Source organism: Agrobacterium sp. O3.4 (assembly GCF_041414895.1).
GTDB lineage: Bacteria > Pseudomonadota > Alphaproteobacteria > Rhizobiales > Rhizobiaceae > Agrobacterium > Agrobacterium cucumeris.
Genome location: NZ_JALPZP010000008.1, coordinates 1 through 12,090, shown reverse-complemented (window position 1 = coordinate 12,090; position 12,090 = coordinate 1). Strand labels below are relative to the sequence as shown.

At 58.9% G+C, this 12,090-nt stretch carries 11 protein-coding genes and 2 pseudogenes; 6 read left to right on the top strand and 7 right to left on the bottom strand.

What is annotated here, in order from left to right:
* Positions 1-360 precede the first annotated feature (360 nt).
* Positions 361-666, bottom strand: coding sequence for a hypothetical protein (locus tag M0412_RS23655; protein ID WP_142859707.1), 306 nt, complete (start codon positions 664-666; stop codon positions 361-363).
* Positions 667-960: 294 nt separating this feature from the next.
* Here M0412_RS23655 and M0412_RS23650 point away from each other — a divergent pair, with 294 nt between their 5' ends.
* The 3 genes from M0412_RS23650 (at position 961) to M0412_RS23640 (ending at position 3,367) form a co-directional block, all read left to right on the top strand.
* Entirely contained in the window at positions 961-1,410 is a 450-nt protein-coding gene (locus tag M0412_RS23650) for a transposase (protein ID WP_142859891.1), read from the top strand.
* Positions 1,407-1,763: an IS66 family insertion sequence element accessory protein TnpB gene (tnpB, locus tag M0412_RS23645; RefSeq protein ID WP_133675562.1), complete on the top strand. Its 357-nt coding sequence runs from the start codon at positions 1,407-1,409 to the stop codon at positions 1,761-1,763. The genes M0412_RS23650 and tnpB overlap by 4 nt, the downstream gene beginning before the upstream one ends.
* A gap of 71 nt (positions 1,764-1,834) precedes the next feature.
* Positions 1,835-3,367, top strand: a complete 1,533-nt coding sequence (locus M0412_RS23640) for an IS66 family transposase (protein ID WP_269703576.1) — start codon at positions 1,835-1,837, stop codon at positions 3,365-3,367.
* A gap of 117 nt (positions 3,368-3,484) precedes the next feature.
* Here the strand turns inward: M0412_RS23640 and M0412_RS23635 are convergent, their stop codons facing one another.
* Positions 3,485-4,831: an aspartate aminotransferase family protein gene (locus tag M0412_RS23635; RefSeq protein WP_142859710.1), complete on the bottom strand. Its 1,347-nt coding sequence runs from the start codon at positions 4,829-4,831 to the stop codon at positions 3,485-3,487.
* A gap of 108 nt (positions 4,832-4,939) precedes the next feature.
* The gene (locus M0412_RS23630) at positions 4,940-6,397 is read right to left on the bottom strand and encodes an APC family permease (RefSeq protein WP_142859712.1); all 1,458 of its coding nucleotides are present in this window, start codon (positions 6,395-6,397) and stop codon (positions 4,940-4,942) included.
* A 122-nt stretch (positions 6,398-6,519) separates the two neighbouring features.
* Here M0412_RS23630 and M0412_RS23625 point away from each other — a divergent pair, with 122 nt between their 5' ends.
* The gene (locus M0412_RS23625; RefSeq protein ID WP_269703573.1) at positions 6,520-7,554 is read left to right on the top strand and encodes an AraC family transcriptional regulator; all 1,035 of its coding nucleotides are present in this window, start codon (positions 6,520-6,522) and stop codon (positions 7,552-7,554) included.
* 237 nt (positions 7,555-7,791) lie between these two features.
* Complete coding sequence (locus M0412_RS23620; protein ID WP_269703571.1) at positions 7,792-8,109, top strand: IclR family transcriptional regulator C-terminal domain-containing protein; 318 nt, start codon at positions 7,792-7,794, stop codon at positions 8,107-8,109.
* On the opposite strand, the gene M0412_RS23615 is transcribed toward M0412_RS23620, so the two are convergent.
* Positions 8,079-9,002, bottom strand: coding sequence for a helix-turn-helix domain-containing protein (locus tag M0412_RS23615; protein WP_305765333.1), 924 nt, complete (start codon positions 9,000-9,002; stop codon positions 8,079-8,081). The two genes, M0412_RS23620 and M0412_RS23615, sit on opposite strands and share 31 nt — an antisense overlap.
* A gap of 117 nt (positions 9,003-9,119) precedes the next feature.
* Here M0412_RS23615 and pobA point away from each other — a divergent pair, with 117 nt between their 5' ends.
* Positions 9,120-10,292 carry a 4-hydroxybenzoate 3-monooxygenase gene (gene pobA, locus M0412_RS23610; RefSeq protein ID WP_269703567.1) on the top strand — a complete coding sequence of 391 codons (1,173 nt, stop codon included), beginning with the start codon at positions 9,120-9,122 and terminating at the stop codon, positions 10,290-10,292.
* A gap of 137 nt (positions 10,293-10,429) precedes the next feature.
* Here the strand turns inward: pobA and M0412_RS23605 are convergent.
* The 3 genes and pseudogenes from M0412_RS23605 to M0412_RS23595 form a co-directional block, all read right to left on the bottom strand.
* Positions 10,430-10,711, bottom strand: a pseudogene (locus M0412_RS23605) (peptide ABC transporter ATP-binding protein); the annotation flags it as partial.
* Positions 10,702-10,854 (bottom strand): annotated as a pseudogene (locus tag M0412_RS23600) (transposase); the annotation flags it as partial. The pseudogenes M0412_RS23605 and M0412_RS23600, both read right to left, overlap by 10 nt.
* A gap of 328 nt (positions 10,855-11,182) precedes the next feature.
* Positions 11,183-11,965 (bottom strand): IS110 family transposase, encoded by a 783-nt coding sequence (locus tag M0412_RS23595; RefSeq protein WP_269703565.1) that lies wholly within the window; start codon positions 11,963-11,965, stop codon positions 11,183-11,185.
* Between the last annotated feature and the right edge of the window lie 125 nt (positions 11,966-12,090).

The following is a 12,090-nucleotide window of genomic DNA, read 5'->3' as shown; positions in this document are numbered from 1 at the left end:
CTGCGAAGCGCTAGGGCATATAAGCGCGAAACCACAGCCTGATTGAGGCAAGTTGGGATCATATCCACCGCGACCGCGTCATAGGAGGGAGAGGCAGCTTGGAGAAGTGCGCCGTCGATCAGATCGCGATCGTGCTAAGCCCTTTGCTGAAGCAAATGCGAGATTTTGGAGGACGGCCACGTCGCACCGTGGGGCTCTCGGCAGCAGCACCCTTACATGCCGTTCAGCACGCGCCAATTAAAGACGCGTGCGATAGACCTGGGCGTGTGGATAGTAATGACTGGATCACGCACCACTCGAAGCAATCAGGTCATATCGGCTCTATCGATTCTGAATCAAAATTCGGCGCAATATGAAACTTTACGCTAAGGTACCTCCATAGCGCGTCATAACCATACTGTCTGGTTTAATGGCGTTCATGAAAGCCGAAGCGGCCGCCGCATAAGAGAACGAAGACATAGAAGCCTCCGAATCCGCCACGGGCGCCCAGTCCACGATAACAAGCCAAGTCCCGCTCTCTCCCGGAGCAGATTCCCGCGAGATAAAGCCTGGCTGCAAAGCAACATGTTCTCGCTCCACGGTCTGATCCAGAGTCGAAAACTGCTCAATCGAGAGGCCGTCGCGAATGGTCAGGGTTACAACTTCGATAACCGATGTCGTTGTCATGGTGCTTCTCCAAAAATCTGGGCATGGGACTCCTAGAGATTAGATCCGGACCTCGGTGGAATTGCTTCTGACATGTCCCAATGTTCGACAATCTTGCCTTTCTCGACGCGGAACAGTCATAGAGGAGATCGCCTTATGCGATTGGCATGACATAGGCACATACATATGTATCCGTCTCAGTCACACATATATCTAGATCTCATGCAAGCTCCTGTAAAGTAAGCGGTGTTTTGCACCCACCTTTCGGATCACGGCGTGATTGACGATGTTGAGCCCGAAAGAGGGCTTGGACATATGTCGATTTCAGAGCTTACGCTTACATCCAGCGATAAAGAGCCGGTGCGCCGGTTTGAGGTTTTCACGGGAAGCGGCCGACGGCGGGAGTGGAGCGACGAGCGCAAGGCGCAGATCGTCGCCGAGAGTTATGAGCCGGGCGTGACGGTTTGCGCAGTGGCGCGGCGTCATGGATTGACCCCGCAGCAATTGTTCACGTGGCGTCGGCTCGCCCGCAAGCCGCTCGAAGCTGTGCCGGTCGTCGAGGTCGTTCCGATGTTTGCGCCAGCGATCCTTGACGTGCCTACGAAGCCTGAAGCGAAAGAGCCGGAACCGGCGCGTGCCTCGAGAAAGAAGTCGAGCAGCGGCGCAATCGAATTGGAGATCGGCGGGGCGATCGTCAGGATCGCCTCCGGTGCGGACGCCGCCACGATTGCCGCGGTGATTCAGGCCGTGAAGGCGCAGTCGTGATCGGGCCTTCCGGAGCGGTGAAGGTCATGGTCGCCACCCGACCTGTCGACTTCCGCAAAGGTGCGGAGGGCCTGGCGGCGCTGGTCAAGGCCGAGATGGGTGCCGACCCGTTCTCCGGCACGATCTACGTGTTCCGAGCCAAGCGCGCGGATCGGATCAAGCTGGTCTTTTGGGACGGCAGCGGCGTCTGCCTGGTGTCCAAGCGGCTTGAGGATGGCGAGTTCCATTGGCCCAAAATGCAGGACGGTGCGATGCGCCTGACGGCCGCCCAGTTCTCGGCCTTGTTCGAGGGGCTGGACTGGAAGCGCGTTCATGCGCCGATCGAGGCGCGTGTCCCGCAGACGGCTGGATAGCCGCCGCGACCAATTGAATCAGCCTCATCCACGCCCTCGTTTTGGTTGGCCGATTATGCTGTTGTCATTCCATGACGATGACGGCCGACGAGCTTCCCGACGACCTGAACGCGCTCAAGGCCATGGTGCTTTCGCGCGAGGCGGAGAATGCCCGGCTGCGCCAGATCATCAAGGAATTGCAGCGTCATCGCTTTGGCCGTCGCGCCGAGACGCTTCCAGAGGATCAGCTTCTCCTTGGGCTCGAGGAAGCCGAGCAGGTCGAGGCGGACGGTCTGGAAGACAAGGAGCACGCATCGAGCGATCTGCGCCGGGAGCGGGTTGCCAAGCGGCGGACAAACCGTGGTGCCCTTCCTGCCCATCTGCCGCGCATCGATGTGGTCATCGACATCGAGAGCCATGACTGCCCCTGCTGCGGCAAAGGCCTGCATCGGATCGGCGAAGACGTCAGCGAGAAGCTCGACATCGTGCCAGCCCAGTTCCGCGTTCTGGTAACGCGTCGTCCCAAATATGCATGCCGGGCCTGCGAGGAAGTCGTCGTCCAGGCGGCAGCTCCCGCGCGGTTGATCGAAGGTGGCATTCCGACTGAAGCGACCGTCGCCCAGGTGCTGGTTTCCAAATACGCCGATCACCTGCCGCTCTACAGACAGGCGCAAATCTACAAGCGCCAGAGGATCGACCTCGACCGCTCGACACTTGCCGACTGGGTCGGTCGCGCTGCCTGGCACCTGCGCCCGGTTCATCAAAGGTTGCTCGAGCATCTGAAGGCCTCGTCCAAGCTCTTCGCCGACGAGACGACCGCCCCGGTGCTCGATCCGGGTCGGGGAAGGACGAAGACCGGGCAGCTATGGGCATACGCTCGCGATGACCGACCATGGCAGGGAGCCGATCCGCCCGGCGTCGTCTATGTCTATGCGCCTGATCGCAAGAGCGAACGCCCAATGGCGCATCTCAATGGCTTCGTCGGCGTCCTGCAGGTGGACGGATACGTGGGCTATCGAGCGCTCGCCGCCGGCAACAGCGTGTCTCTGGCATTCTGCTGGAGCCATGTGCGACGGCGATTTTATGAGTTGTCGGCCGCCGGTCCTGCGCCCATCGCCAGCGAAGCGCTCAGGCGTATCGCCGAGCTCTACAAGATCGAGGACGATATCCGCGGCAGGACGCACGAGGAACGCCGCGCCGTCCGGCAGGACAAGAGCCGCCCGATCGTTGACGACCTCGCGCCTTGGCTGACCGAGCAGCTCGCCCTCATCAGCCAGAAGACCAAGCTCGCCGAAGCCATCCGCTACACGCTCTCACGTTCTGACGGGCTGACCCGCTTCATCGATGTCGGCCGTATCGAGATCGACTCCAACACCGTAGAGCGTTCCATCAGGCCTATAGCCCTCAATCGGAAAAATGCGTTGTTCGCTGGTTCTGATGCGGGCGCTGAGCACTGGGCGACCATCGCCTCGCTCATCGAAACCGCCAAGCTCAATGACGTCGAGCCCATGGCCTATCTTACCGACGTGATCACGAGGGTCGTCAACGGCCATCCCAACGGCCGGATCGATGACCTTATGCCCTGGGCTTATGCCGAGAAGCCGATCCTCAAGGCCGTGGTCTGAGAACACCGCTTACCCTGTAAAGAGTCGAACCGGACATTTTAGGCCGCCTGGGTCGCGCCGGCTTGTCCAGGGCTGGGACATCCTCCACCTGTCGGGGCGCTGACGGGGTCCTCGCACTTAGTTCGGCGCGTAAATTTCAGTGATGATGTTTTTTGTGGTCTCGATATACCCAGCGATATCTTCCTCCGTCATAGGAAGCGTAAGGCCGAGTTGTCCGCGATGGACGGGAAAATAGCCGCGCGTCGCCATCTCCAACGCATAGATCGTCATCTTTTCGTCATCGATCTTGTTCCAGTAATCCCTGTGCGTCTTAATCGTCTGACCGGGCTCCTTGGTGAAGGCGTAGCCGAGGACCGAAAAGCCACCGAACACGACAAAGGGATAGCGTTTCTCCTTCGACCACGAATTCAGCTCATCACGGACCGAGTTCGCCATCGCGTTGAGCTTCTGGTAGGCGTCACGGTCCATGACCTTCATGGTTGCAAGACCGGCCGCACAGGCCATCGGATGGCCATGGTGAGTACCTGACATCATGACCTGGTTTTCTTCGACGACACGGAATATCTGGCGCGAACCCCCGACAGCGCCGATCGGAAGGCCGCCACCAATCATTTTGCCCATGACTGTCAGATCCGGCTTGGTCTCGTAGAGGCTCTGCAGACCGCCGTAGGCGGCACGCAGCGTGATCGTTTCGTCGAATATCAGCAGGATGCCGAGTTCCTTCGCGAGATCGCCAAACTTGCGCACAAACTCCTTGTCGAGGGAGACGATACCGCCGGCGCAAGACTGAAGTTCCATGATGATGCACGCGATGTCGCCGGCGTGCCGTTTCAGAATGCTCTCGCACGCCCTATAGTCATTTTGAACCAAAGTGATGACATTATCGATCTTGTACCCAGGAATGCCGTCGGAGTCCGGGACCGACCTCGGACTGAAGTCGGGACCGGGAAAGTTGGTCGGGCTTGGATGCGTGGAGATGGCGAGGTCATCGGTAAAGCCATGATAGCCGCCTTCGAACTTGGCGATCTTCTTCCTGCCTGTATACCCCCTCGCAATGCGGATCGCGCCGAGGCAGGCCTCGCTGGCGGAACAAAAGAACTTTACTTGCTCGACCGACTCAATGCGATCGCAAAGCAATTCCGCAAGCTCGAGCTCGTGGCCAGTTGGGTTGCCAAACGAGAACCCGGAAGAAAGAAGCTCCTCGATAGCCCTAATGACCGCGGGGTGATTGTGGCCTAGGACATTAGTGGAGAAATTGTTGTTGAGGTCGAGAAGCTTCTGTCCGTCGATCGTATGGATGTACTGCCCCTCGCCGCGCTCGGCGAAAACCGCATGAGGACCATAATTGAAGGTTCGTCTGCTGAAGCCGCCGGGAACGAAGTCTCTGCCCTTCCGTGTCTCGATTTTGGAAAGATGGAATGTCTCCGAAAAGTTCTGGAGAGACGTCTCATAGTCGAGTTTCATTTTTTGCTCCGTTCATTTCAGGGCACGAACTCAGTCCATCCCGGAATGGGTCATTGTCTTACGTGGGCTCCGATGCTCGGCTGGGTGGTTACCGGCCGAAGCAACGGCTCAGGTCTCGGCCGTCGCCTCGGCGAAGGTGCGGTCGAGCCGGTCGTATAGGGCGGGGTTGGTGCGTCGGATGTGCAGGGCGATAAGAATGCCAGCCACCGCGATGAGGATTACGCATATTGGAAAGGAGGTCACGATCGGGCTCTCGCTGCCGGTGAGCAGCGGCAGGTTTCTCGAGACCTGAAAGAAGGCGGCAGCAAGGGCCATGCCTGAGACAGCCGGAGCGATCACCACGCGCATAGTCGAGAAGCCGCGTCGTTCCGTCCGGAAGAAGGAGACAATGGAGATCGATACCAGGACTTGGACAGCCAGAATGCCGATACCTGCGAAGGCCAAAGTCCAGGCATAGACGACCGCGTAGGGATCAGCGCCGATGAGGGAAAAGCCTATGAGGACAGCGGCGACAAGAATAGACTGAACGCGGCCGGCTACATTCGGCGAGCCATTCGCGTGGTGGACGGACGAGAGCCCGGTCCACAAGAGGCCATCCCGACCGAGCGCATAGAAATACCGGTTGAGCGTATTGTGGAACGAGAGCAAGCAAGCAAAAAGGCTTGTCAGCAGCAGGATGTTCACGGCCACGGTGGACCAGCCGCCGAGCACTCCGGCGATCGCGCCGATATAAAAGTTCTCCATCGATTCGCCCGCCTTGGCGGCAACGGCGGAGAACCCATAATACTGAATGACTGCCCAACTGACGAATGCGTAGAACACGGTGATGATAATGACGGCCGCGACGGTTGCTCGTGGAATTGCCTGGTCCGGATGAGCGGCCTCTTCCCCGAATATGGCAGTCGCCTCGAAACCAATGAAAGCGCTAACGACAAATATCAGCGTCACACCAAGTCCCGGCGCAAAGACGTCGGACGGTTGTAGGCCCGAGGCGGTCAAGCCTTCGCTGCCACCACCGGACAGGACCACGCCAAGTGCGAACAGCGACAAGATCAGCAGCTCCGCTATCATGCAGATGCCGAGGAGCCGCCCGGAGAAAACGATATGCCGCTGGCCGCACCAGAGGACCGCCGCCAGTACGAGAAGCGACCAGGACCACCAAGGCAGACCGATCCCCAATGGCTCCAGGGCTGCACGAGCGAAGACACCGACTTGGGCGTAGACCCCGATCTGGATGGCAAAGTAGGTCACCATCGCGAGGAATGCGCCCGCCACGCCGAATGGTCGGCCGAGTCCCTTAGAAATGTAGGCATAGAATCCGCCCGCGCTGCTCACATGGCGTGCCATAGCCGTGAAGCCAGCGGAGAAGATAAGGTATAGTAGCCCCACCAAAATGAACGCGCCGGGAACGCCAATGTTACCGAAGACAAAGGCAGGAGGTGTGGCACCGACTACCGCAGCCATGGGCGCCGCAGCGGCCACGACAAAGAAAACAATATGCGCCACTCCGACTGAGTTGGCTGCGAGGCTTCGTTTCCCAAATTTAGATACTTCGTTATCTGACATGTGGTTCCCCTGCAAGTTTGCTTGATTTTTGTTAGTGTATGATGCGCGCGCTGTGCGCCGGGTCCATTACAGAGCATGCCAGGAAGATGACAATTCACGACAATTCGCGAAACGGAGGACACATGGCGCCTAACACCACGCACCGAACCGCATCCATCCGGGTGTTCGTTTTGCAGGCGATTATCCAGAACCTTCCAAGCGCTGGCATCCACCTGAAAGAATTGCTCACGCGTCACGGCCTTTCGGATGCGCGCATCGGCGATCCGAATGCACGTGTCGACATGCGTGATTACCTTGAGTTTTTTGAAGACGCCGCGAGGACGTTTGAAGACCCAGTGCTGGGCGCTCGACTCGGGTTCGCGTTGCGCCCGGGAGATCTCTGGCCGATCGGATTGCTGCTAATGCAAGCAAGTTCAATCGGATCGGCTCTGAGTTACTATGCACGTTACGCCACAGCGTTTCAGACGGCCACAACATTTTCGGTCCAGGTCTCCCCGGAAGGTTTGATGTGCAGTTATAAAATCCACGATGACATAAGGCCAAGGAACCTTCTGCGACAGGACACGGAATTCACTCTCGCGTGCATATGCAGTCAACTCCGAACCGCCTTTGACGGCAACTGGAGGCCCCTAGAGGTCCATTTCGAGCACGGGTCTGTTGGCCAAGAAGCCGCGCTGCAGCGCATCTTCGGTGCGCCGATTCAATTCACCCAGAATAGGAACTGCATAATTATCGACCCTTCTGACGCCGATCGACAGTACAGGGTTGAGGACCGAGAGTTCATTAACATCCTAAACCAGCATATGGCCTCTGTCATAGCGGCGAGCAACCAGGAGATGTCTGCTACCGAGCAAGTTAAGGCACTGATAAGCGTTCGATTGGGAATCTCGTCTGTCGAATTGGCCGACCTTGCCTCGGAAATGGGAATCACCCCGCGCACTCTCCAACGACGCCTTTCGGACGAGGGGACGTCGTTGCGTGCGATTTTGAGGGTTTATCGCGAGCAGATGGCGACTGCATATTTGGCGCAGGGCAATGTATCAATGGAAGAGATTTCAGCGGCGCTTGGCTACGCCGAATCGACTGTGTTCTCACGGGCTTTCAAGGGCTGGACCGGCAGCAGCCCTGCCCGCAGATCCAAAGTTGAAGAATTGTAGCAGTGGCCCCTCAGGTGAGCGGCCAAGGAGGAACGTGCTTCGGTCGGTCGGGTCGGAGAGGAACGGACCATTGGATAGTCGGTCAACGGCCGCGCCAGATAAGAGCAGTTGTCAGCCATTCTACATGCCCTCCGTGGTCATCGAGGATATGAGAGCAATGTCTTCATGGTGGCCCATGCGCAGACAGGACCGGAGTCAGTAAATCACCAAGCCGCAAGCAGACGCGTTCCGCTTTCGGTGCAAACGCCCGAGCGGCAGCGCAACATTCTCGAAGCCTCCCGGCCCGTCGCCCGTACGGAAAAGACGATCACAGACATGGACGCCTTGCTCGTCGAAATCGGGGTGACCGCCCATCGCGGTTATGCGCTGATCAATCAGGAAGTCGAAATCGGGCTTCGCTCCATCGCCGTGCCGCTGAAAAACGTGCGTGGTCAGACGATCGCCGCTCTCAATGTCGGGCTCGCCGCCTCGATGGCCACGATGGGGGATCTTGTGGAGCGATATTTGCCCGCACTCGTTGCCGTTCAGCGGGAACTGGCGAGAATGCTGGCCTGAAGCGGCGTCTGCCGCGCGCCGGTATCGCCCATCTTGCGCTGCTCGGCGAGCCGCCAGGCGCGCGGCGTCATGCCGGTTTCCCGCCTGAAGAAGCGGTTGAAATAAGCGGGATCGGCAAATCCAAGACCCTCGGCGATCATCTGTACGCTGGAGACGGTGAAGACCAGTTCCTGCTGGGCGATCTCGATCTGGCGCTTGGCAATCAGCCGCTGCAGGCTGAGCCCGGAAACCGAACGGACAAGCCGGTTGAGGTGCGTTTCCGAAAGGCCGAGCTTCCTCGCATAAAAACCGGCTTTCTGCGGCTCGCGGATATGGCGGGCGATCAGCGACAGCAACCGTTCGAAACGCTGCTCCGCCAGGCCCTCACCGCTGGTTTCCAGAAGCGGCCGCGCCGCCCGTGAAAGAAGCGCGACGACGGTCGCAAGCTGACCTTCGATCATCGCGTCGCGACCGAGCTCGCGGGCCTCATATTCCGCGGAAATCCGTTCGAACCCGCTTCGCACTCCTTCTCCATCGGCAAAATACTGCAAGGGCAGAAGCACCGGTTGGGAGAAATTCCGCAGCAGAAGCGCCTGCACCGATGCCGGCAGCGCCCCCTGCAGCATTGTGACGATCACGCCGCCAATATCGCGGGAAAAACGGAAGCCGTGTTCGAAACCGGGTGGCACGATGATGGCGACCGGCGGGCGGATCGGCTCGATGCGGCCATCCAGCAAGGCATCGCCCTCGCCGCCAAAAATGTACAAGATTTGCAAAAAAGCAGAGTGGCGATGCAGGCCGATTTCAAAGCGGTGCAGGCTGCTCCGCGAAAAAAGCGTCTCGCAATGGAAGCGAAAATCGCTGCCCTGTGCAGCTTCTTCGCCATAGAGCCCTTCATTGGCAGTCACCCGCAACTCCGCTCCCTCCTGCGCCTGATGGTCGGATTGTGCAATTTACGGACCGGAAAGTCCATTGAGCTTCCCGCATCGCTTGGTCAATTTCTTGACCGGAGACAAGTTCGGGAGGAAACAATGCGTACACAGGTCGTCATCATCGGCTCCGGTCCATCTGGGCTGTTGCTTGGCCAGCTTCTGGCGAAAGCCGACGTCGAGACCGTCATTCTCGACCGGGTCAGCAAGGATTACATTCTCGGCCGTGTCCGCGCCGGCGTGCTGGAAGAAGGCACGGTGCAACTCATGGAAAAGGTCGGCGCGGATAAACGCCTGCGCCGGGAAGGCCTGCCGCATGACGGTTTTTCGCTGACCTTTGACGGTCGCGACCACCGTATCGATCTCTTCGACCTGACCGGCGGCAAACGCGTGATGGTCTATGGCCAGACCGAAGTGACCCACGACCTGATGGATGTACGCGAAGCGGCCGGCCTCTCAACCATCTACGATGCATCTGATGTCGAGCCGCATGATTTCGATGGCGAAAGCCCTTATGTCACTTATCAGAAAGAGGGCGTAACCCATCGGATCGATTGCGATTTCATCGCCGGCTGCGATGGTTTCCACGGGGTGAGCCGCAAATCCGTGCCTCAAGGCGCGATCAAGGAATTCGAGAAGGTCTACCCCTTCGGCTGGCTTGGCATTCTGGCTGACGTGCCGCCCGTCAACCATGAACTGATCTATGCCAATCACCCGCGCGGTTTTGCCCTCTGCTCCATGCGGTCGCGCACGCGCAGCCGTTATTACATTCAATGTTCGCTGGAGGACCGGCCGGAAGACTGGAGCGATGAGCGTTTCTGGGATGAAATCCGCCGCCGCCTGCCGGAAAACCAGGCGGATGCCATGGTGACCGGCCCCTCCTTTGAAAAATCCATAGCGCCGCTCCGCTCCTTCGTCAGCGAACCCATGCGGTTCGGCCGTCTGTTTCTGGCCGGCGACGCCGCCCATATCGTACCGCCGACGGGCGCCAAGGGCCTCAACCTCGCCGCCAGCGACGTGCATTATCTGAGCGAGGCGCTGATCGAGTTTTATCGCGACAGGTCTGAAGCCGGCATCGATGCCTATTCGCAGAAGGCGCTTTCCCGCGTCTGGAAGGCGGTGCGCTTCTCCTGGTGGATGACGACGATGATGCATCGTTTTCCCGACACGGAGGATTTCGGCCAGCGCGTTCAGGAAGCGGAGCTGGATTACCTAGTGCAATCGCGCGCCGCTTCCACCGCGCTTGCGGAGAATTATGTCGGGCTTCCTTACTGAGAGGCAGCCTCCGTCCTCCCCTCCAGTAACTCGCCCGCCGCCTCGCGCACTGCCTGCATCAGAAGCGAGGGCCGCGTAACGGCCTCCACCGGGCCACTGGTAATCGCCAGTCTCGACAGGCAGGATTGGTGCCTGTCTTAGAGACGCCCTGCGTCGATGATCTGCTTAAGGAATGCGCGCGTGCGTTCCTGGGTAGGGGATCCGAAGATCTGGGCCGGCGGCCCGGCCTCGAGGAGTCGGCCCTGTTCCAGGAAGACGACGAGGTTCGAGACCTCTTTTGCGAACTGCATTTCGTGGGTAGCGAGGATCATTGTCATTCCCTGCCCTGCCAGATCACGAAGAATATCGAGGACCTCTGCGACAAGTTCTGGATCGAGTGCAGACGTGATCTCGTCCAGTAAAAGGGCTTGGCGTTCGACGCAGCAAACTTCTTCTTCCATTCATACAGGGAATGTTGGCTCACGCCGAGGCGCTGCGAAACCTCCGCAACCGGATAACCTCGCTCGGTGATCTGGCGAACAGCGTCGCGCTTAAATTCTTCGGTGAAATTCGTTTTGCTCATGATGCTCTTCCTGCCTCAAAATTAGGAAAGAAGGCGTCTACAAATCTAGGGGCTTCTGTGGTTGCCGCCCGTGATGCAAGAAGTTTCTGAGCCATTGAGGTGTGATCGAGTGCGGTCTTCTGTCAGGCCTTCAAATGCGGCACTTTGGAAGCCGCTGGCCGATATGGTGATCAGCGGATCAGGTCCAAATCTATTCAGCGAGCTGAATGGCTCCTAGCCCCGAACTGGTTTTCCTGATCCAGATCTGTTCGATCATTTTGCCCATATGGGTCATCGACGTTCTCACACCTCCGTCATCGACACTAAACTGCCCCGCATTGCACCTCCGTCATGCAGCAGCAGCCTGCGCCGGATTGTGATAGTCCTCCTCCTTCGTCAGCATGGCCCAGATCGCTCGCGCCATCTTGTTTGCCAGCGCAATGGCCACAAGCATCCTCGGCTTCCTAGCCAACATCCGGGACAGCCACGATCTTTCCGAGATCGTCTTTCGCCCGAGCCAGTTCAAACGAGACATTGCTCCCATGATCAGCAACCGCCTGATGTCGGCTTGTCCGGCCTTCGATATGCGCCCAAGCCGCTCTTTTCCTCCGGACGAGTGCTGCCGCGGCACCAAGCCCAACCACGCTGCGAAGTCTCGCCCGCGTCGAAAGCTCTCCATTGGCGGTGCGAAAGCCTCGACGGCCAACGCGCTCATCGGTCCGATGCCCGGCATCGTTTGCAGCCGACGCGCGGTGTCAGTCTGTGCTGCCAGAGCGCCGATCTGTTTGGTCCTGGTCTCAATTCGCTGCGTCTTCTCGGCGACCTGCAGCAGAAGATCAAGGCACTCCTCGCGAACCAGTACTGGCAGATCGCTGTTCTCGGCTTCGACGATCGCCTCAATCTGCTTCAAATGCCCGATGCCCTGCGGAGTCGGATGCCCGAACTCGTAAAGGATTGAGCGCAGCGCGTTCACTAGCTCCGTACGCTGACGCACAAGTCGCTCTCTTCCGCGGAACAGAAGCGCTTGCGCTTGCTGTTCCTCTGCCTTCGGCGTGATGAAGCGCATCTCAGGTCGCTGCGCGGCGATAACGATCGCTTCGGCATCCGCGGCATCGTTCTTCTGGCGCTTCACTAATCACGAGGTCGTCGTAATGCGGAGGAGCGCGGCCTGATCGGCGGATTTTCGCCGTTCTTGTCGATGTTCCTCCGCATTATTTCAGAGTGTGTCGAGCCAGGCGAGCACGCTGGCATCGCGCT

What these genes read in the sequence shown, in the direction of transcription:
- M0412_RS23625 (WP_269703573.1), top strand. Translation starts at nt 6,520, where the DNA reads ATGGCGCCTAACACCACGCACCGAACCGCATCCATCCGGGTGTTCGTT.
- M0412_RS23640 (WP_269703576.1), top strand. Translation starts at nt 1,835, where the DNA reads ATGACGATGACGGCCGACGAGCTTCCCGACGACCTGAACGCGCTCAAG.
- M0412_RS23635 (WP_142859710.1), bottom strand. Translation starts at nt 4,831, where the DNA reads ATGAAACTCGACTATGAGACGTCTCTCCAGAACTTTTCGGAGACATTC.
- M0412_RS23650 (WP_142859891.1), top strand. Translation starts at nt 961, where the DNA reads ATGTCGATTTCAGAGCTTACGCTTACATCCAGCGATAAAGAGCCGGTG.
- pobA (WP_269703567.1), top strand. Translation starts at nt 9,120, where the DNA reads ATGCGTACACAGGTCGTCATCATCGGCTCCGGTCCATCTGGGCTGTTG.
- M0412_RS23630 (WP_142859712.1), bottom strand. Translation starts at nt 6,397, where the DNA reads ATGTCAGATAACGAAGTATCTAAATTTGGGAAACGAAGCCTCGCAGCC.
- M0412_RS23655 (WP_142859707.1), bottom strand. Translation starts at nt 666, where the DNA reads ATGACAACGACATCGGTTATCGAAGTTGTAACCCTGACCATTCGCGAC.